The sequence below is a fragment of the Levilactobacillus zymae genome (assembly GCF_032190635.1).
GTDB lineage: Bacteria > Bacillota > Bacilli > Lactobacillales > Lactobacillaceae > Levilactobacillus > Levilactobacillus zymae_A.
Genome location: NZ_JAVLAS010000001.1, coordinates 912,061 through 930,622, shown reverse-complemented (window position 1 = coordinate 930,622; position 18,562 = coordinate 912,061). Strand labels below are relative to the sequence as shown.

Annotated in this window: 18 protein-coding genes, 5 tRNA genes, 1 rRNA gene and 1 pseudogene; 3 read left to right on the top strand and 22 right to left on the bottom strand. The window is 51.7% G+C overall.

Translation table 11 applies throughout. The annotated features are described in order from the left end of the window. The first annotated feature begins 111 nt into the window (after positions 1 to 111). Positions 112 to 1,008, top strand: coding sequence for a metal ABC transporter solute-binding protein, Zn/Mn family (locus RI501_RS04155; RefSeq protein WP_313820486.1), 897 nt, complete (start codon positions 112 to 114; stop codon positions 1,006 to 1,008). A 155-nt stretch (positions 1,009 to 1,163) separates the two neighbouring features. Further along, entirely contained in the window at positions 1,164 to 1,811 is a 648-nt protein-coding gene (locus RI501_RS04150; RefSeq protein WP_313820485.1) for an EAL domain-containing protein, read from the top strand. A 212-nt stretch (positions 1,812 to 2,023) separates the two neighbouring features. Here the strand turns inward: RI501_RS04150 and RI501_RS04145 are convergent, their stop codons facing one another. The 10 genes and pseudogenes from RI501_RS04145 to RI501_RS04100 all read right to left on the bottom strand — a co-directional run bounded on the left by RI501_RS04145 (position 2,024) and on the right by RI501_RS04100 (position 9,853). After that, positions 2,024 to 2,527, bottom strand: coding sequence for a PTS sugar transporter subunit IIB (locus RI501_RS04145; protein ID WP_313820484.1), 504 nt, complete (start codon positions 2,525 to 2,527; stop codon positions 2,024 to 2,026). Beyond that, the gene (locus RI501_RS04140; protein WP_313820483.1) at positions 2,524 to 2,943 is read right to left on the bottom strand and encodes a PTS sugar transporter subunit IIA; all 420 of its coding nucleotides are present in this window, start codon (positions 2,941 to 2,943) and stop codon (positions 2,524 to 2,526) included. The genes RI501_RS04145 and RI501_RS04140 overlap by 4 nt, the downstream gene beginning before the upstream one ends. A 77-nt stretch (positions 2,944 to 3,020) precedes the next feature. Continuing rightward, the gene (locus tag RI501_RS04135) at positions 3,021 to 3,629 is read right to left on the bottom strand and encodes an HAD family hydrolase (protein ID WP_313820482.1); all 609 of its coding nucleotides are present in this window, start codon (positions 3,627 to 3,629) and stop codon (positions 3,021 to 3,023) included. 88 nt (positions 3,630 to 3,717) lie between these two features. Beyond that, positions 3,718 to 5,147: pseudogene (locus RI501_RS04130) on the bottom strand (MATE family efflux transporter). Positions 5,148 to 5,442: 295 nt separating this feature from the next. Further along, a tRNA-Leu gene (locus RI501_RS04125) sits at positions 5,443 to 5,527 on the bottom strand. A gap of 80 nt (positions 5,528 to 5,607) precedes the next feature. Then, positions 5,608 to 6,492 carry a homoserine kinase gene (thrB, locus tag RI501_RS04120; protein ID WP_313820481.1) on the bottom strand — a complete coding sequence of 295 codons (885 nt, stop codon included), beginning with the start codon at positions 6,490 to 6,492 and terminating at the stop codon, positions 5,608 to 5,610. 15 nt (positions 6,493 to 6,507) lie between these two features. Then, entirely contained in the window at positions 6,508 to 6,993 is a 486-nt protein-coding gene (locus RI501_RS04115; RefSeq protein WP_313820480.1) for a SprT family protein, read from the bottom strand. A 78-nt stretch (positions 6,994 to 7,071) separates the two neighbouring features. Next, on the bottom strand, positions 7,072 to 7,506 hold the full coding sequence (locus tag RI501_RS04110; protein ID WP_313820479.1) for a hypothetical protein: 435 nt from the start codon (positions 7,504 to 7,506) through the stop codon (positions 7,072 to 7,074). Positions 7,507 to 7,519: 13 nt separating this feature from the next. Beyond that, positions 7,520 to 8,353, bottom strand: a complete 834-nt coding sequence (gene nadE / locus RI501_RS04105) for an ammonia-dependent NAD(+) synthetase (protein WP_313820478.1) — start codon at positions 8,351 to 8,353, stop codon at positions 7,520 to 7,522. Positions 8,354 to 8,386: 33 nt separating this feature from the next. Next, complete coding sequence (locus tag RI501_RS04100) at positions 8,387 to 9,853, bottom strand: nicotinate phosphoribosyltransferase (RefSeq protein WP_313820477.1); 1,467 nt, start codon at positions 9,851 to 9,853, stop codon at positions 8,387 to 8,389. Between the two features lie 251 nt (positions 9,854 to 10,104). Between RI501_RS04100 and RI501_RS04095 the strand changes: the two genes are divergently transcribed. Beyond that, positions 10,105 to 10,842: a WecB/TagA/CpsF family glycosyltransferase gene (locus tag RI501_RS04095; protein ID WP_313820476.1), complete on the top strand. Its 738-nt coding sequence runs from the start codon at positions 10,105 to 10,107 to the stop codon at positions 10,840 to 10,842. A 103-nt stretch (positions 10,843 to 10,945) separates the two neighbouring features. Here RI501_RS04095 and RI501_RS04090 read toward each other — a convergent pair whose 3' ends face one another. The 12 genes from RI501_RS04090 to rrf form a co-directional block, all read right to left on the bottom strand. Next, the gene (locus tag RI501_RS04090) at positions 10,946 to 11,647 is read right to left on the bottom strand and encodes a GntR family transcriptional regulator (RefSeq protein WP_313820475.1); all 702 of its coding nucleotides are present in this window, start codon (positions 11,645 to 11,647) and stop codon (positions 10,946 to 10,948) included. Between the two features lie 27 nt (positions 11,648 to 11,674). Next, positions 11,675 to 12,817: an N-acetylglucosamine-6-phosphate deacetylase gene (nagA, locus tag RI501_RS04085; RefSeq protein ID WP_313820474.1), complete on the bottom strand. Its 1,143-nt coding sequence runs from the start codon at positions 12,815 to 12,817 to the stop codon at positions 11,675 to 11,677. Between the two features lie 78 nt (positions 12,818 to 12,895). Next, positions 12,896 to 13,699 carry a pyrroline-5-carboxylate reductase gene (gene proC / locus RI501_RS04080; RefSeq protein WP_313820473.1) on the bottom strand — a complete coding sequence of 268 codons (804 nt, stop codon included), beginning with the start codon at positions 13,697 to 13,699 and terminating at the stop codon, positions 12,896 to 12,898. 277 nt (positions 13,700 to 13,976) lie between these two features. Then, a tRNA-Gln gene (locus RI501_RS04075) sits at positions 13,977 to 14,048 on the bottom strand. A 7-nt stretch (positions 14,049 to 14,055) separates the two neighbouring features. Then, positions 14,056 to 14,138: transfer RNA gene (locus tag RI501_RS04070), tRNA-Tyr, on the bottom strand. Positions 14,139 to 14,220: 82 nt separating this feature from the next. Then, entirely contained in the window at positions 14,221 to 15,036 is an 816-nt protein-coding gene (locus RI501_RS04065) for a metallophosphoesterase (RefSeq protein WP_313820472.1), read from the bottom strand. Between the two features lie 75 nt (positions 15,037 to 15,111). Further along, positions 15,112 to 16,590, bottom strand: coding sequence for a peptide MFS transporter (locus RI501_RS04060; protein ID WP_313820471.1), 1,479 nt, complete (start codon positions 16,588 to 16,590; stop codon positions 15,112 to 15,114). Positions 16,591 to 16,925: 335 nt separating this feature from the next. Continuing rightward, positions 16,926 to 17,186 carry a PTS lactose/cellobiose transporter subunit IIA gene (locus RI501_RS04055; protein ID WP_313820470.1) on the bottom strand — a complete coding sequence of 87 codons (261 nt, stop codon included), beginning with the start codon at positions 17,184 to 17,186 and terminating at the stop codon, positions 16,926 to 16,928. 28 nt (positions 17,187 to 17,214) lie between these two features. Then, positions 17,215 to 17,547 (bottom strand): PTS sugar transporter subunit IIB, encoded by a 333-nt coding sequence (locus RI501_RS04050; protein WP_313820469.1) that lies wholly within the window; start codon positions 17,545 to 17,547, stop codon positions 17,215 to 17,217. Between the two features lie 675 nt (positions 17,548 to 18,222). Beyond that, positions 18,223 to 18,295: transfer RNA gene (locus RI501_RS04045), tRNA-Thr, on the bottom strand. A gap of 24 nt (positions 18,296 to 18,319) precedes the next feature. Continuing rightward, positions 18,320 to 18,392 (bottom strand) — tRNA-Asn (locus RI501_RS04040). A gap of 6 nt (positions 18,393 to 18,398) precedes the next feature. Beyond that, a 5S ribosomal RNA gene (gene rrf / locus RI501_RS04035) occupies positions 18,399 to 18,515 on the bottom strand. Between the last annotated feature and the right edge of the window lie 47 nt (positions 18,516 to 18,562).

Here is an 18,562-nt window from a genome sequence, read left to right as displayed (position 1 = left end):
GTTCCCGGGTCGCCGGGGCGGAGGATTTTAAGTTTTTCCTTGTCAAAGTGGAACCAATCCGGTAAACTTCTAAATCGTAATAATTACTATTTAGGGAAAAGAGGAATTTTCATGTTACATAAGTTTTCGCGATTGGGACTCTATGGTTTGGTCGGCCTGGTGCTCATGGGGCTAGCGGCCTGTGGGCGGCCAACCCCCACAGCGACCACGACGCAACGCCCAATTCACGTGGTCGCTTCCCTCGACTTCTATGGCGAAGTGGCTCAGGCCGTCTTGGGCCAGCATAGTCGGGTCACGACCATTATTCAGAACCCGGCCGTTGATCCCCATGATTTTGAACCAACGCCTCGCGATGCGGCGGCCGTGACTCAGGCAACCTTTGTCTTAGGTAACGGTCTGGGTTACGACGGCTGGCTCGACAAATTAGGTCGTAGTGCCCAGTCACACCCCCAATATCTCCGGGTTGGTAACGATGTGTGCCGGCTCAAAGACGGGGCCAATCCTCACGTCTGGTACCGCCCCACGACCATGGCCCAACTCGCAACGACGCTCGCCCAGCGGTTCGGTCAAAAGGCGCCCCGTTATCGGCAGTTCTATCACCGGAATGCACGGGCCTATATCGCTAGTTTACGGCCCCTGGACCGGGAAATTAACCGCCTCAAGCACCGGTCGGCCCACCGAACCGTCGCCGTTAGTGAGCCGGTCTTTGACTACGCCCTGGATGCCCTAGGCTATCGTCGGGGCAACGTCGCCTTTGAACGTGCCGTAGAAAACGGCACTGATCCCGCCCCACGAGCCGTCCATCAGCTCCAAACCAGTATTCGCCACCGTAAAATCGCCTTTTTTGTCAATAACTCGCAGGCTAGCAGTCAGACCGTCACGACCATGGTTAAGTTAGCCCATCAGGCGGAGGTTCCCGTCCTCAACGTCACGGAAACCCTCCCCCGGGGCAAAACTTACAAGACTTGGATGCTGAGTCAATACCAACGATTGGCTAAGTTTCACTAGTTAGAATAGTTATTTAACTAAACATCTCGTCATTCTACCATTGCAAAGTGAATCAATTATCGTCATAAAAGGTCTACGTCCTTGCGGATTGTTAAATTTGTGCTAAGGTAAAGATGATATCATGATTTTTCTCGCTAAAGGAAGTGAACCCAACAATGTATCGTTTCTTTGCGCAACCACAAGTCGATCAACAAAACCATCAAATCTTTGGGTACGAAGCCCTTCTGCGTAAGCAAAAAGATGACGCTTGGGTTTTACCCAATTCCTTTACTGAAATTTCCGTGGCGGATCAGGCGCAACTGTTGAAACATACCGCCAGCGCCCTCAACGTCGTGGCCACGAACCAGCGCCTGGCCTTTAACCTTAACAACCAACAATTCCGGGCCCCACAAACGCTGGGCATCATTCTCACCCTAAAACGGCAGTTAGGGGCCATCAATCTCGCCATCGAACTGACAGAGGCACCTACTTTGGCCGAAGTTACACTCTTCAGCTTGGCGCTACACCAGGCGGGGATCAAGCTGGTGATTGATGACGTCGGGACCGGTTCCAACACGTATCCCAACGTGGCCCACTTGTTGCCCTTCGTCGATGAAATTAAGTTTGCGATGCAAAATTATCGCTCTGCGGGAACTCCCGAACAGATTCCCCAAGCGCTGGCCTTCTGGGCTAACGTCGCCCAAACCTACCGTCTGACCATGATTCTCGAAGGCGTGGAAAATGCGACCGACCAAGCACTGGCCGAGCGCTATGGCATCAACTTGCATCAAGGTTACCTCTACGGCAAGCCCGTTTTAGTTTAACCAGTCGTTAATCAAGTGAATCCGGAACCCCTGCTTTGTGACCTAAGTTTTTGACTGGATCTGTTCTTCTCAGTCACAGTGCCGAAACGTGCGGCCATAGGCGCGGTGGGTTCCGCTGAACGCCAAGTGGCCCTTATTCCCAATTCAGGAATAAGGGCCACTTTTTATGATGATTATTTTCAAAACGGATCCCCCCAGTAACGGGGCCCGGGCTAGCGCGTTAAGCCATTTTGACGTGCGACTTCCAAGAAGTCTAGTTGTTGATCACCCGGGACCGGTTGGAGGTAGACGTTCACCCCAGCCGCTTGTACGGCTAAGGCGGCTTGAACGTCGCCATCGTTAACCGCCACACTAGGGGTCAGCGCCGTTTTATGCACCAAGTTAGCCAGGTTCCCAAGATTAACGCCAGTCGGCTGTAAATCAATCCCCTGGGCCACTAATTCAGCCATGGCGGGTAGGGTTTCTGTCAAAATCAGCGGCCGTAGCCCGTCAAACCGGGCATCGCGGTAGATCTGAACCATCTTAGTCACCGATATAACGGTCACCGGCACCGCGGTAGGGGCGGCCTGTTGCACGAGTTGGTGTAAGTCAGCATGCGCCGCTCTATCGGAAACAATCAGAATCCGATTGGGGCGGACCGACTTAATCCACCCTAGCGTCACCTGATCGTGAAGGAGCCGGTCATCGACCCGGGCAAGTTGAATAGCCATTGTCATAACGTTTCGTCATCTCCCGTGTTAGTTGGTAAATCTAAGTGCCGAATACTTCCCCGCGCGGTCCGTTCCAACTGCGGAATCACTTCAGCCAGGGACTGTTGCTGCAGAGCTAAGGCCTCAATCAGCATCGGCAGGTTCAACCCCGCAACCAACCCGTACTGATCTGGATGGGCCGCGATGAGTTGACTGGCCGCATTAAATGGCGAACCCCCCCAAAGATCCACCAAGAATAACAGCTCCGTTATCGGGGCCAACCGACTAATCGCCAAGCGGTAATGACTCACTAACTCTTCAACGCTTTCATCAACCCCCAACGTCACCGCAGTCACGTTGGGTGCCTTACCGAAGATCATTTCAGCACTCTGTAAAATTCCGCGGGCAAATTCTCCGTGTCCGGTTACAATTATGGCCAGCACGCTACCACCCCTTTTAACGGTTCTTCTAAATTCTTAGATTGGCTTCAATATAGCATAAAAGCACGGTGACAACCAGTTTACAACAGCTTCAGCATCTCGGCCGGCGTTTGAAAACTTACATCCGGTATCAGATCCGGTTGTTTGCCGTTCCAAGCAGCCAACCCAAACTGGACCTTAGCCGCGTGGGCGGCCGCTAAATCGTACAGGGTATCCCCCACATAAACCGTGTCTTGCGGGTCAGCGTGCAACCGTTGCATTGCCAGTAAAATTCCGTCTGGCGCGGGTTTCCCATGCGCCACGTCCTCCGCGACGACGACCTGACTAAAGTAGTCCGCCAGACCTTCCGCAACCACGTCACGCTCATACTCAAAGCGGCGTTTAGACGTCATGATGGCCAGCTGAGCGCCACGAGCCTTAAGGGCTTTAAGCGCTCCCGTGACACCGGCATAAACCGCCACGGTCGAGCGATAATCTTGGGTTCGCGGTCCCCAGAGGGCCAACACCCGTTCCCAATCTGGCACCTTTAAGCGCAATAAGGCATCTTTACTAGGAATGCCGAAGGTCGTGGCCAATTCGGCGTACGACCGTTCCATCCCCCGCTCGTGCAGAATGGCCTGCAGGGACTTCATGTACATGGCTTCCGTATCTAGCAGGGTGCCATCGATATCAAAAATAAAGCTTTTCATTTCGCAAGCTCCTCTAATCAGTTTTAGCTTCAAAAAAGGGAAGCTGACCTTTAACGATCACCTTCCCTAGTGTAGCATGTTTTGAATTTTATGACTCCAGCTTAGGCTGTGAATGCTGACTAGCCGCGACCGGCGCACTCGTAATTCCTTCTGCTGGCGTGACCTTGTCGTCCACGACATCCACAGAACGTTGCAGGTTCCGTAACTGCCGCACGGCGCGAATCCAGGACGGAATCAGGATAGCACACGACCCCAACCAAGCTAAGGGTTCGGCGGAAACGGCTCCGGCATATCCGAAGGCCCCGACCATAAACAGTGCGGCGAAGACCCGCATGGTCAACTCGCCGACCCCGGCCAAGGTGGGTAACACCCGCCGACCTAGGCCCTGTAGGGTATTACGAATAATAAACAGGACGCTTAAAAGCAGGTAGGTACTCCCAATAATGTTGAAGTAGGTTTGTGACAGCTGAATGACGTGTTCGTCGGCCGTACCGATGATCAAGGTAACCAGTGGTTTACCGAAGAAGATGACTAAGCCCCCCGCGGCAACCGCAAAGGTACCGGACAACCACAGGGTCTTTTTGACCCCTTCGAGAATCCGACCATACTTGGCCGCCCCAAAGTTTTGGGCCGCAAAGGTCGCCATGGTAACCCCGAACGACGACATCGGTAACGAACAGAGTTGATCCACCTTGGAAGCGGCGGTCGAAGCAGCGACCGAATCGGTACCTAAAGAATTCAAGGCCGCCTGCATGACCATGGTCCCAATCGCAATGATCGACAACTGAAAACCCATGGGCATTCCGGTTGAGAAGTGGTCCCAAAGTTCTTTAACGTCAATGCGAAAATCGTCCTTGGTAATGTGGAGCAATGGAATGGACCGCACGATGTAAACCACACACAGTAACGAGGCAATCACCTGAGAAATCACCGTCGCCCAACCGGCTCCAGCGACGCCCATGTGAAAGACTAGAATGAATAGGAGTTCCAAAATCACGTTAACCACGGTCCCAATGACCAAAAAGATCAACGGCGTCCGCGAATCACCAAGGGCGCGAATGATGTTGGACAGCAGGTTGAAAGCCATGGACGCGAAGATTCCCATAAAGATGATACTAATGAAGATCCGGGCATTGGCAAAAATCGCCGCGGGCGTTTGCATTAATTTCAAGATGGGATCCACGAAGGTCAACGATAAGATCGTTAGCACGATGGTCATCAAAATTGAGATGACGATACTCGCGGCAAACGACCGGCGAACCCCCTTATAATCTCTGGCACCATACCGGGTCGCGGTAAGAATAGCTAATCCCGCCGTCAGCCCCTGGGCAAACCCAATAATTAAGAAGTTAATTGATCCCGTGGGCCGACCGCTGCTAGGGCTTTAACCCCTAACGTTTGCCCGACCACTACGGTATCCGAGACGTTATATAATTGCTGAAATAAATTACCAATCAAAAGTGGAATCGTGAAGAAGAAAATCAATTTTAAGGGATTACCCGTCGTTAAGTCGTTCATAGGCCGACCTCCTTTGAAATTTTTGTCCGCGGCTTTTCTAACCACAAGGCACTTACTATACCGCCTTTCCCCCGTTTTGTCAGGCAACTTGCTTCGGTATTTTTAGAAAAGCTGAGCTGACGTTTAAGTCCGTATTCTACACGCCCCGCCGCCTTTTTTAAAGGTCTGCGGGGTGTGAAAACGATGACACAACGAAAATGTTATCCATTTGTCACAATTAACCGGTAAAGATGTTGCGCCGCAATTGTAATCACAAAAAAACATCGTTACCCGCAGGTAACGATGTTAAGTAAGATGCGGCCAAGAAGATTCGAACTTCCACCGGGATTACCCCGACAAGATCCTTAATCTTGCGCGTCTGCCAATTCCGCCATGGCCGCATTAACTCACAAGGAATAGTATACCAAACCGCAATGGTCGTCGCAACATTTTTTGTGAGTTATTTTTAGAGTTTTCAGAATTAAGCGTCGGTTAATACGGTAGCGCCAGCTTGGTCCAACGGAATGATCCGGAGACTTCCCGGCAAATCCTGAGCCGCCAGCTTATTGCGTAACAACGTTAGTTTCGCAGAAGCCCCCATGGTTACCACCGTCGGTCCCGAACCACTCAGGTACGTCCCGGTAATTCCCAGTTCGTGAGCCGCATCGCGAATTTGGGTCAACTCTGGTACCAACTGTGACCGGGCTTGCTCGTGAAATTCGTCGCGTTCAATCATGCGCGCCGCAAGTTCCCAATTTTTCTCCAGTAACGCTGCCACCAGCACGTTAGCAACGCTGCTAGCGTGGACGGCCGTTTGAAAATCAACCTGTTTAGGCAAGGCCGCCCGACTCTTGTCGACCAAGAGTCGCTGCGCTGGAATGAAGACCAACGCCGAAAAGTCGGGTAACGGGAGCTTCAACGCATCCGCTCGCCCCGTCTCGTCGACCGTGGCAACGGCGGCTTGCCCCAACAAGGCCGGCGCCACGTTATCCAAGGCCCCGCCTAACTTGACCGCCCAATTCAACTGGTCGGCAATGCTGAGATCCAGCTCTCCCAACTCGTTGGCAATCTTAATTCCCGCGATGATGGCACTGGTGGAACTCCCCAGTCCCCGGGAAACAGGAATGTCCGACATGACCGTTAGTTGGTGTGGTTGCAGCTGATCGTTGACCTTCAGGGCCGTTTGGACCATCAGGTTGTGCTCATCACGGGGAATCTCCGTCCCCAGTGCGTGGTTAACCCGCCATTTTTCGGTCTTTTCTTCGATAATGACGGTGAGGTACAAGTGCAGTGCTGCACCAATTGAATCGATCCCGGGGCCCAGATTGGCAGCCGTCGCGGGAACGCGAATAATTGTCTTCCCCATAAAATCATACCCTTCTTAAATCTCGTGTGGTCGGGTGACGGCTAACACGGTGCCTTGCCGCTGCAGTCGCCCGTGACACCGTCCACAGACCAGTTTGGTCACGTCGACGCGCCGTAAGCGGTAATAACGCTGCCGACAGCGACTGCACACATAGACTTGCCACTGTCGCGGCCGAGCAGGTCGGCGTGGCGGTGCCGGTGCGTAGCGTAACCCACCGACTTGCGCCAACAAAGTCTGAAACGCCTTCGTCCGGTGCTGACCCGATTGCCCAGCTAAATGCAGGTGGTAGTGACACAACTCGTGCTTGATCACGCCCACCAAGGTGGCCTGATCGTGTTCGGTCAACATCCTGGGGTTGATCTCCAAGTTATGATCGCGCAGACGGTAGCGGCCCCCCGTCGTCCGTAATCGTGCATTGAATGTCGCCCGGTGGCGAAAGGGACGGCCAAAGCTCTCCTGTGAGAGACGTTCAACCAGTCGTTGTAACTCAGCGTTCGTCATCCGCCCTACTCCTTTCATGATACCACCGTTAAGCCTAGAAAAGGTCGAGACCGTCGCCTCCACCCTCCATTTTGTTTCTTATTGAACACTCATCATGATCCGTTGGGTCGCGGCAGTGACCTTACCCATGGCATTTTCTTGGGTCTTCTCGGCCGCATCAAAGGTGCCCTGATCAACGACTTGGTTATCCGCATCAATACTATCGGTCATGGCTTGACAACCTTCCGTGTAAGTCCGGTAAGCTGCCACCAAGGCCTTGTGCTTACCCAACACCCGAACGGGTACCGTGGCTTTTTGTAATTGATTTAACTTATCCACGTACCCCGTCGTTCCCGTCTGAAAGTGAGCCTTAATCTGAGCTAAATCGGCGGTCGACAAGTCACCCACGGTGCCAGCATCTAACGCCTGGCGCAGCGTTTCAAAGTCGGCGTTCATGTCTCCGGCTTCGTCTTCCGTTCCCTGTAATACCCGGGACAACGCCCCGATATACGCATTCATATTATTCTTTCGCATCGTTATTCCTCCGTTAGTTGGCCTGCCAGAACGTATCGTAAACGTTTACCGGCAAGTGTCGTTTATGGGCCGTCTTGCGGTACCAAGCTTCGATCTTATCGGCCGCAGCATCCGCGACGGGCTTCCCTTCTAAATAGTCGTCGATATCCGTATAACGGACCCCTAAAGCCGCTTCATCGGGTAAAGCCGGCCGATCGTCTTCAAGATCCGCCGTGGGGACCTTTTGATACAGATGCTGGGGCGCTCCCAAGAAGGTCAACATTGCCGCTCCTTGGCGTTTATCCAAGCGCCAGATGGGACAAATGTCGGTCGCCCCATCCCCGTACTTGGTATAAAATCCCGTGACGGCTTCGGCCGCGTGATCGGTCCCGACCACGGCTCCGGCCCGGGCACCCGCAATCGCGTACTGGGCAATCATCCGCTGCCGCGCCTTGATATTCCCTTTATTAAAGTCACTGACATCATCGGCATTGGCCGTAACGGCAGCAACCATGGCATCGGTGGCCGGTTGAATGTCTACGCGTTGGACTTCGTCGGCGCCCATAAAGTCAATTGCCGCCATGGCATCGGCTTCATCGGCCTGTTCGCCGTAGGGTAGCCGGACCGCAATAAACCGATAAGCCGTATCTCCGGTCTCCCGCCGCAACTCGGTCACGGCCTGTTCACATAGCGCCCCGGTAAGCGTCGAATCTTGACCACCGGAAATGCCGAGCACCAACGTCTTCATAAACGAATAGTGCCGCAGGTAGTCCTTTAAAAAATCCACGCTCCGCCGAATCTCGGTTTCTGGGTCAATCGTGGGTTGCACCTTTAACGCTTCAATAATCTCTTTTTGCATCTTACGCATGATGAAACTGCCCCCTCATCTGCTGGTTCGTGCCTATTCGGGCATCTTTTGAACGTAATTATGAATTTGCTTGATGATGGCCATCTTCTGGTCCCAACACTTCTGCGATAGATCAACGGGATACTTCTGTGGGTTCAAATCTCGTTTATATTCGGGCCACAGGTTAGCCAACGCCCCGCGACACCGGTCCCTAACCGCCGACAGACTCGGCAACTTGTAGACCAACTGGCCATCTTCAAAAATGGATTGTAAAATCGGCCGGGCAATGAAGTCGGAAACGGTCTTACTGATATAGGTGAAACTCGGGTGGAACATGTACAGGGAATCTTCGTTCCGCGGATCTTCGTGATCTAACGCCACGTAATCGCCTTCCGTCTTGCCGTCCGTCTTTTTGGTGATGCGCCAGACCTGCTTCTTGCCCGGCGTCGTGACCTTAGCGGCGTTATTTGAGAGCTTAATGGTCGGCTGCATCTGGCCTTGATCATCTTCGATCGCAACCATCTTGTAGACCGCCCCCAAAGCAGGTTGGTCGAAAGCCGTAATTAACTTGGTCCCAATCCCCCAAACGTCAATCTTCGCATCTTGCATCTTAAGGCTTTGAATGGTTTTTTCGTCCAGGTCGTTAGACGCGAAAATCTTCGCATTGGGGAACCCCGCCTCGTCGAGTTTTTGCCGGACCCGTTTGGACAAGTAGGCCATATCCCCGGAGTCAATCCGCACCCCTTGGAAATTAATCTGGTCACCCATCTCCTGAGCGACCTTAATGGCATTGGGCACCCCACTGCGTAACGTATCATAGGTGTCGACCAGGAAAACGCAATCGTGATGGGTCTGCGCGTAGGCCTTAAAGGCGTCATAATCGTTGCCGTAGGTCTGAACCAACGCGTGCGCGTGCGTCCCACTAATCGGAATTCCGAAAAGTTTTCCCGCCCGCACGTTAGACGTCGCGTCAAAGCCCCCAATGTAAGCGGCCCGGGTCCCCCAAATCGCGGCATCGAATTCCTGCGCCCGTCGCGTCCCGAATTCCATCAACGCGTCATCGCCGGCCACAGAGCGAATGCGTGCGGCTTTAGTGGCAATAAGCGTTTGATAATTCAGAATGTTCAAGATCGCGGTTTCGACCAGCTGACAATCGGCTAACGGCCCTTCGACCTGTAAAATCGGTTCGTGGGCGTAGACCAACTCGCCTTCCACCGCCGAACGGATTGATCCGTTAAATTTAAAGTTCGCTAAGTACGTCAAAAACTCTTCAGAATAATCTTCAGCTTCCCGTAAATAATCAATATCAGTTTGGGAAAAGTGGAGATTTTGGATATAATGGACAACGTGTTCCAATCCCGCATAAACGGCATACCCGTTGTGGAAGGGCATGTCCCGAAAGAACACTTCAAAAACGGTGTGCTTTTGGGCCATCCCCTCTTCAAAGTACGTCTGAATCATGTTGATTTGGTAGGCATCCGTATGGAGCGTATAGCTGTCGTCAGGATACAAGTTCGTCATAATGGATTTTACTCTCCTTAGCTAGGTTTCAGCACTGTAACTCGATTTAAAACGCGATTCAACTGTTTCATTTTAGCATGAAACCGATTCATTATACTTGTTTTTCATAGTACCAGAAACAAAAAACTCAGCCCACTAATCCGGCTTATAAATTAAATGATAGCAAAGTCTGGCGCCGACCGCCAAAAATCACCAATTTTAACGGTAGATTTTACGGTGACCCGCCCTTCACTTGGAAAGGAAGTTTTGTCATGTCCTCGACGTTTCCGACCGTTACGGTCCTCGACATCCCCTTCATCAACACCACAGCCGCTCAATTCACGGCAGCCGTGCAACACCGCATCGTGCAGCAGCAAAACACCTTTGTGGTGACCGCTAATCCCGAAATTGTGATGTACGCCCACGACCATCCGGACTACCGGGCCCTCCTTCAGTCCGCCGACTATATTACCCCCGACGGCATCGGGATTTTAAACGGCGCCCAGATTTTAGGACAGCCCCTGCCCGAGCGCATCACCGGATTTGATACCCTGCTGACCCTGCTGCAATGGGGCAGTGAACAGCACCGTTCGGCTTACTTTGTGGGAGCCAAACCCGAAGTCATCGCCCGGTTAAAAACCATCCTGCCTCAGCGTTATCCCGGTTTAAAGATTGTCGGGTTACGCGACGGTTACTTCTCGGACGCCCAGGTCGTAGCCGACGACATAGCCACTCAAGCCCCGGATATGGTCTTTGCGGCCTTAGGCTTTCCTAAACAGGAACGTTTCATTGCCAATTACCGCCAGGCCACCCACGGCCTGTGGATGGGGGTCGGTGGCAGTTTTGACGTGCTCGCCGGTACGGTAGCCCGTGCGCCAGAGTTCTGGCAAAAACACCACCTAGAATGGTTCTACCGGACGGTCAAGGAGCCCAAACGACTCAAACGGATTGCGGTGATCCCCCACTACTTACGGCTGGTCAAGCAACAAGCGAAACACGAAAAATCCTAAATCAAAGGCCCCACAGCCCCTTAGAAGTCTCTAACGGTTGTGAGGCCTTTTTAATTTAACTTCGCGACGGGGCCGCGTTCCCCCAGGGTCTCGGGCCGTCGAACTACTTTTCCAAGTAGAATTCGAACCGTTCGCCCACATACTGGGTGCGCACGTATTCGAACGGCGTCCCGTCTTGCAGGTAGGTTACCTGCCGCAACCGCAAGATGGCGTCCCCGCGCTTGATTTTGAGGTACTCGGCAATTCGTTCGGACGCCGACATCGCGGAGACCGTTTGTTGGGCCTTCCCCGGACTCAGCTTCTTCTTGTCTTCCAACGCCCGGTACAGGGAACTGGTCACTTCTTTTTTATTCAAGCCCTTGACCAAGCGATCGGGCACCGTGGCGACCTCAAAACAAATCGGCACATCATCGCCGTAACGAATGCGTTCCATTCGCAAAACCAGGTCGTCTTCGTGCAACTTAAGTTTTTCAGCTTCACTCAGTGACGGGCTCATCACGTGGTAAGAAATCGTCTTACTGGACGGCTGCTTGCCCTGGGCCAACATCAGGTCGGTAAAGCTGGTGACCCCGGACATCTTTTCTTGTACTTTTTGGTTGGCCACGTAGGTCCCCGACCCCACTTGGCGTTCGAGGATTCCTTCGTCGACCAGGGTCTGAATGGCCTGCCGTAGCGTCATCCGACTCACATCAAAATCGCGTGAGAGCTCCCGTTCGGATGGGATTCGGTCCCCCACGGCCCACTTACCGGCTTCGATGGCCCGTTTAATGTCATTATGAATTTGAATATAAATCGGTGAACTCACAGCACCCAACATCCCTTCTAAATCTTCTTACTTCGTGGTGTGATCGAACTTGCGCCCGAGACTGTAGGTCGCTTGCAAGTGCAAGTCTCGCGTCATCAGGTTCAAGTCGGCATCGCGTCCCACGACTAGTTTACCTTTTTGTGTCAAACCGAATTCTTCGGCTTGATTAACCGCGCTCATTTGTACGGCGTCATTGACGTCACATCCCGTAAAGGCGATCACGTTACGGAAGGCTTCGTCGTACCGCAACACGGAGCCGGCCAGGTTGCCACTTTCGAGGCGAGCTTGCCGGTCCTTAACGATGACCTTTTGCCCACCTAATTCGCTGACACCCTCGGGCATCCCCTTGGCCCGCATGGAATCCGTGACCAATTCTAGGCGGTGGGGGCCCTTTTGCTCGTAGGCCAGCTTGATCATGTCCGGCACAATGTGGAAACCGTCACAGATGATTTCACAATACAGATTGTCTTCGAGCATCGCGTGACCGGTTACCCCGGGTTCCCGGTGGCGTAACCCCCGCTGCGCGTTGTATAAATGCGTCACGTGGGTGGCCCGACTATTCAGCAACTGTTCGCGCGTCGCGTTGGAATGGCCCACGGACGGCACGATACCGTTCGCTAAACAGTAGCTCTCGAACTTAGCAGCCCCCGCATCCTCTGGCGCATAGGTGATTAATTTCACCCGGTGTCCGGACAACTGGTTCCACCGTTCAAGTAAGGCCACGTCGGGATCCTTAATGTATTTCTCGGGCTGGGCTCCCTTAAAAATCGCCGCAATGAACGGCCCTTCCAAATGGACACCTTGAATCACGGGATTCTCTTCGGCCGCCACCGCAATGCCCTTCATCGCGTGATCGATGGCCTCGTTAGACTGGGTCATGGTCGTTGGGAACAATGAGGTAATCCCTTCGTTGACCATGTCGTTAACCATCTCGTTGATTTGGTCAGGGTCCCCATCCATACTATCATAGCTGTACCCCCCATGACTATGGACATCAATAAATCCTGGAACGATTGTTTGACCCGTCACCACGTGGATCTCGTCGGCGGGGCGGGGCCGAAAATCAGCGACCGGCCCGACCGCTTCAATTTGCTGATCAAACCGAATGTACCCGTCATCAATGACCTCGTCACCGGTGTAAATCTTGGCGTGCTTTAAGACAATGCTCATGTTTCTCCTCCTCAGTTAAGGCTCAAGCTATCAACATTGTCATTATAATCGGTATAGACCAGCGTTGCAACCTACAAGTTAGTGACTATTAGCATTATCCTTGGCCACCGTGGCATCGATCCCCTTCACCACCGCCGTCATCAACCCCGCTTCTTCCATCGCGAGTAGCCCCGCTACGGTACTGCCCCCGGGTGAAGCAACCTGGTCGATCAAGGCAAACGGAATCTTATCGCTCTTCAAGATCATTTTGGCCGACCCCAGGGTAGCTTGGGCGGCAATCTGCGTCGCCTGTTGTTTGGTCAGACCGTACTTAACCCCGGCCCGACTTAAACTATCGATAAACAAATCGACATAGGCCGGTGAACTACCTGCTAAGGCACTGAAAACGCCAAATTGATCCTCGGCTAGCTCGGTGGTGGTACCAATCGCACCGAAAACGCCCAGGGCGCTGGTCAATTTTCCACCAGTTAATTGATCATTGGCCGCTACGGCCGTCATGCCGGCCCCAATCTCGACGTTCACGTTGGGTAAGGTCCGCAAGATCGGCACGTTGGGTCCGACCAGTTGCGCCATGGCCGCCAACGACAACCCCGCCACGATAGAAATTAAGGTCGTCTGACCGTCTGCTAGTTCATCTTTGATCTCGGTTAACACTGCCGGCGCCACGTTCGGGGTAACGGCAAGAACCACGAGGTCACTTTCGCGCGTCACCGCCGCATTCGTAGGCGCCGCTACCAGGTTATGCCGTGTTGCGTAGGATTCGTAGCTTTCCCGTCGATGACTGTGAACGATAATGTCTTCTGGTAAGAACGCCTTGGCCTGTAGCAAGCCGCCGATAATGGCTTGGGCCATGCCACCCACCCCAATAAATCCAATATTCATTCTAATTTCCTCCTTAGGTGACTGGCAAAAACACGTCGGTCCCATTAATCCCACCAACCATGGCAGCGAATACATTTGCGTACAACGGTATCCCTCAAAGACTGGTCTAGGACCGTCCACGCGGCCGTGACCGACAATCCCGTTCAATTAGACGCTGACTGGTCTGGTTTCGTAATTAGTTCGACTTTAGCGAAAAAAACGAGACTTGTCAATTTTTTCCCAACAAAAAAAAGAACCCAGCCTAACGACTGAGTCCTTCTCGTGATGTTACCTCTAATTGGGCTAGCTGGGTTCGAACCAGCGCATCACGGGATCAAAACCCGTTGCCTTACCACTTGGCTATAGCCCAATAAAAATGGAGGGGAGTGGATTCGAACCACCGAACCCGAAGGAGCGGATTTACAGTCCGCCGCGTTTAGCCAGACTTCGCTACCCCTCCAAAAACTTGAAACGTCGTAACGAATCAACTTCACTATCATACAAAAATCTGTATAAAGCGTCAAGCTTTTTTGGAAACTTTTTTAATTTAAGGTCAAAATTCTTAAGCGTCGTTGCCATTCCGTGAAGTAATCGAACGTTTCCCACTCGTTAATTCGCCGATTATGATAACCCAACGCTTGATTACAATACCAGGTTGGCCCGAGGTGTTGGGGCCAATAATGGCGATGAAGGTGACCGAATTGCACGGCCGCTACCCGGTAACGGGCAAATAGCTCACCTAAGCGCGGACTCCCCATCAGCGCGTTCGCCATGTTCCAAAAGCGATTATCCTGCGTGTATAAAATAAATTCTCGGCGCGGTACAAAATGAGTCATCACCAAGACACGCTTGCCGGTCTGCCGAGCCTGGTCTAATTCGGCCGTTAATTGCGCGTAGACCCGTTCAAACCGTTGGGCGTCACTTAGATCCTGGGGGATACTTCCATCGACCCAGAACGCGTTTTTCCAGGCCAGAAAGTTCCGTCCCGTGAGGTTATCGGCAAAGCCGTAATCGTACCACCCGTTATTCCCTAGAATTCGCCAGTCGGTACCCGGTAAGTCAAGCCATTGATTATGCAAGTAAGTGGGCGTCAACGGCGTTTCTAAGGCCGCCTCGGTCACATCGTGAAGCATATCGTGATTGCCGGCCACAAACCGCACCTGCGCCGGCGCCAGCTGTCGTTGTAGGCGCTCGGCAATTTCAACGGACTGGTCAAAGTGGTTCGTCAGATCACCGGCGATCAGGTACACCCCCACCCGCTGCCGCTTTAAGTAGGCGACTTGTCGGGGAAGCATGGTAACCGGATCGGTCTGATTAACGTCAAAGTGCAAATCACTGATCAGTGCAACTCGAACCATCGCTGGTCCCCCCTTTCCATAAAAAAATGCCACACTAGTTTGACCTAGCGTAGCACTTTTTCATCATTAATGGGGTTATTTAATCCCCGCCATTAAACTCTTGATTGGTTTAACTAGGGCGAATAAGATAAGCCCGGCAACTAAGGCCACGATGGCGACCCCCATGAAGTAGGCGCCTTCGTTCCCTGGCGTGTAGAGCTTAACGATTTGCGCGTTGACCGCTTGGCCGGCGGAATCTGCTAAGAACCACATACTCATCATTTGTGACTGGAAGGCCCGTGGCGCTAACTTGGTCGTCACGGACAACCCGATTGGTGAAATCAGTAATTCGGCGATTTCAACCACGGCCCAACTCCCAACTAACCACAGGGGACTTACCTTGGTTCCTGAACCAAACATCGTCACAGGAATCACCATGATCAGGTAAGAAATCCCGGCAAAGATCATCCCAGTGGCAAACTTAGCGGGTGAACTTGGTTGGTTCTTCCCCCAACGATCCCACAGCATCGCAAAGATTGGCGTGTAGATCAGGATGAACAATGGGTTCAGTGACTGGTACCAAGCTGGCAAGATGTGGAGCCCCAGGAAGTTGTTGTTAGTCTGGTTAGCCGCGAATAAGGCTAAGACAGATGACCCTTGTTCTTCGATGGCCCAGAAGATAGCGGCCGCGATGAACAGGCCTAAGTAAGCCCACACGTGTTTCCGTTCGGTCGCCGTAACCTTCTTACTGGTCAAGAAGACCGTAAAGTAAACAACTGGTGTGGCAATCGCAATGATTGATAATAGCAGCACGAAGTTGTTGATGTTTAAAGCACCCAAGATACTCATTAATAACAGCACTAAGGCGAAGACCACTAAGCCGATGATGACCCGTACGGTCAACTTTTTCATATCACCGGGTTCCAGTGGATCGGCTGGGTATAAGCTGTCCTTGCTCAGGTACTTACGCCCGCCAACCCAATACTGGATTAATCCTAAGAACATCCCGATGGCGGCTAAGGAGAACCCTAAATGGAAGTTGTAGCTTAAACCAAGCCACCCAACCAAATAAGGGGCCACCAAGGACCCTAAGTTGATCCCAAAGACGAAAATCGTAAACCCAGAGTCCCGTCGTGGATCCCCTGCATCATACAGGCTCCCAACCATTTCGGAAACGTTAGGCTTCAACAGACCGGTCCCTAAGACGATTAATAAGATGGAAACGAATAAGGCCATTTTACCGGCAGGAACCGATAACGCAATGTGCCCGAACATGATGAGAACCCCACCGATAAAGACGGTCCGGCGACTCCCCCAAACTCGGTCACTCAGATATCCTCCTAAAACAGAGGAAAGGTAAACCATGGATCCGTAGATGGACATCACCGAGGCAGCAGTTCCTTGATCGAACCCTAACCCGCCCTTAGTGACGGAATAGTACATGTAGTAGATCAGGATGGCGCGCATCCCGTAGTAACTGAACCGTTCCCACATTTCAGTGAAGAACAGAGTGGATAACCCACGTGGTTGGCCAAAGAATGATTTATCTTGGCTGACTTCCGATTTGTTATTCAAATTGATAATACCTCCATTGCATTCGTCAAAAACAATATTTATGCTCCGTAAGGAATAACGGTCGGCTACGAAGTGTATGAACATCTCATAGGCCTCTCATAAAACACAGTGATAATTATAATCCATGAAACGTTATTAAGCAACGTTTTTCGGAATGTAATCGCCTTCAAAGCCGTTAAAACCCCGACCGAATAATGAATAAAAAATTAGCCATCTCATGCAATCTTCTTATTTTTTATTCATTTCTATCTTAAAAACGCTTCCGAATGGATTAGTCCTTCACCCCTAAATTTAATTCAAAAAATCCAGCCTCTCAGGGCTGGATTTTTTAAGTTTCATTCAGATTTTGACAATAATGCTTGAATCAACTCATAATTGCTCTCAACGGCCATCAACGTGTCCATGGCGTGGCAAGTTAAAACGTTAGGTGCTAGGTGTTGGTCGGCTAAGCGGGCCGTCAACTGATTCTGGGCTTGATGAGCAGTCACCAGTTGAGCGCGTCCAGGCTGTAAGTTCAAGGCATGCCCCTGACGTTGTGCGGCAACGGCCTGTAATAGCACCTGTTTGGCCTGGCCAGCCGCTAATAATACCTGCATGGCTAACTGTTCGTTGCTGGGAACCATCTTATAAGCTAGCCATAGCCGGAGCGACAACCGCATTTAACGTTTGGTTCGCAAACTTCACGAGCGCCTCACTATTGAGCCACCCATAAATATCATTCGGAATTACCGCCACCTGGACATTTTGGGCGGTATAGGCATCAATTTGATTGTGGTACGCCGCTTGGGGGGCCAACAGGACTAGATCCTGTTGTGCAATCAGTTCTGGCGTCAATTCGGCAAGACTCGTTGCACTGAAGTGTAAAGGAGCTTGGCGTGTCTCAGCAACTCGCTTGGCTTCGCCTAAAAATAAGTGACTAGAAATTCCTTGAGCACAAACTAACAATACATTCTTCATAATGCGCATCTCCCTATTCGTTCTTCGATAAGTTAAGGATAGCACTAAGTCGAGTAGACCACAATAGCAAATATGTAAAAATCAATATTGAAAATAGTTGTATAATCGCCATCATTGCAGCATACTTTCAACTAGACCATTTTATCGTCATTGAGCTATACCAATTTTAAAGTTTTTTGGATGTTGGCCTGGCTAATGACAGTTGAAAAGACGGGTTTAACTTAGGTGCAGTGAATTTTCAATCAAATGGCGCTCCCCAATTATCATTCGAAGGAAATTTCCAGGTACTGAGTTCGAGCACCTCCGCTCAACGAATAGGCAAGCAGCCAGACCGCTCGGTTCACTTTCACCACTACCTATCAAACCCTCCTGTCACGTGAGATTAGGTGTATTAGCGTTTATACCATAGACTATCGAGCCGCCGTCCTCGGCTGTTAACTGCCTTATAATGCCGAAATTTCATCCTTTACTGGGTAGTTTTCAGGACACTCAGCCGCCGAAAATAGCGGTTAAGCTAGCGGTTATAATTCTGTTTATTGTAGGGATCCTCAATCGTTCAGCGTAAGCGTCACGGCGCTGAACGGTTCCTGCCCATTTAGATACCGCTCTAGCCAAACTCATTCAAATATTAAGACACAAAAAAACGCTGACCAAATGGTCAACGCTTCTTAAGGATGCCGGCTGAGGAATTCGAATCCCCGACCCTCGGTTTACGATACCGATGCTCTACCAGCTGAGCTAAGCCGGCATACTGGCTAAAATTCTAGCACGACTCCGGCAGGCGGGCTCGAACCGTCGACAACCTGATTAACAGTCAGGTGCTCTACCAACTGAGCTATGCCGGAATAATCGCGTGGCAACGTCCTATCCTTGCAGGGGGCGATCCCCCAACTACTATCGGCGTGCTGAAGCTTAACTTCTGTGTTCGGCATGGGAACAGGTGTATCCTTCAGGCTATCGCCACCACACTATTGAGAGCTTATTCCCTCAAAACTAGATATTACCAATTGATTTT

What these genes read in the sequence shown, in the direction of transcription:
- RI501_RS04115 (WP_313820480.1), bottom strand. Translation starts at nt 6,993, where the DNA reads ATGACGAACGCTGAGTTACAACGACTGGTTGAACGTCTCTCACAGGAG.
- nagA (WP_313820474.1), bottom strand. Translation starts at nt 12,817, where the DNA reads ATGAGCATTGTCTTAAAGCACGCCAAGATTTACACCGGTGACGAGGTC.
- RI501_RS04050 (WP_313820469.1), bottom strand. Translation starts at nt 17,547, where the DNA reads ATGAAGAATGTATTGTTAGTTTGTGCTCAAGGAATTTCTAGTCACTTA.
- nadE (WP_313820478.1), bottom strand. Translation starts at nt 8,353, where the DNA reads ATGCGTAAGATGCAAAAAGAGATTATTGAAGCGTTAAAGGTGCAACCC.
- RI501_RS04065 (WP_313820472.1), bottom strand. Translation starts at nt 15,036, where the DNA reads ATGGTTCGAGTTGCACTGATCAGTGATTTGCACTTTGACGTTAATCAG.
- RI501_RS04145 (WP_313820484.1), bottom strand. Translation starts at nt 2,527, where the DNA reads ATGACAATGGCTATTCAACTTGCCCGGGTCGATGACCGGCTCCTTCAC.
- RI501_RS04150 (WP_313820485.1), top strand. Translation starts at nt 1,164, where the DNA reads ATGTATCGTTTCTTTGCGCAACCACAAGTCGATCAACAAAACCATCAA.
- thrB (WP_313820481.1), bottom strand. Translation starts at nt 6,492, where the DNA reads ATGGGGAAGACAATTATTCGCGTTCCCGCGACGGCTGCCAATCTGGGC.
- RI501_RS04100 (WP_313820477.1), bottom strand. Translation starts at nt 9,853, where the DNA reads ATGACGAACTTGTATCCTGACGACAGCTATACGCTCCATACGGATGCC.
- RI501_RS04155 (WP_313820486.1), top strand. Translation starts at nt 112, where the DNA reads ATGTTACATAAGTTTTCGCGATTGGGACTCTATGGTTTGGTCGGCCTG.
- RI501_RS04135 (WP_313820482.1), bottom strand. Translation starts at nt 3,629, where the DNA reads ATGAAAAGCTTTATTTTTGATATCGATGGCACCCTGCTAGATACGGAA.
- proC (WP_313820473.1), bottom strand. Translation starts at nt 13,699, where the DNA reads ATGAATATTGGATTTATTGGGGTGGGTGGCATGGCCCAAGCCATTATC.
- RI501_RS04110 (WP_313820479.1), bottom strand. Translation starts at nt 7,506, where the DNA reads ATGCGAAAGAATAATATGAATGCGTATATCGGGGCGTTGTCCCGGGTA.
- RI501_RS04095 (WP_313820476.1), top strand. Translation starts at nt 10,105, where the DNA reads ATGTCCTCGACGTTTCCGACCGTTACGGTCCTCGACATCCCCTTCATC.
- RI501_RS04055 (WP_313820470.1), bottom strand. Translation starts at nt 17,186, where the DNA reads ATGCAGGTATTATTAGCGGCTGGCCAGGCCAAACAGGTGCTATTACAG.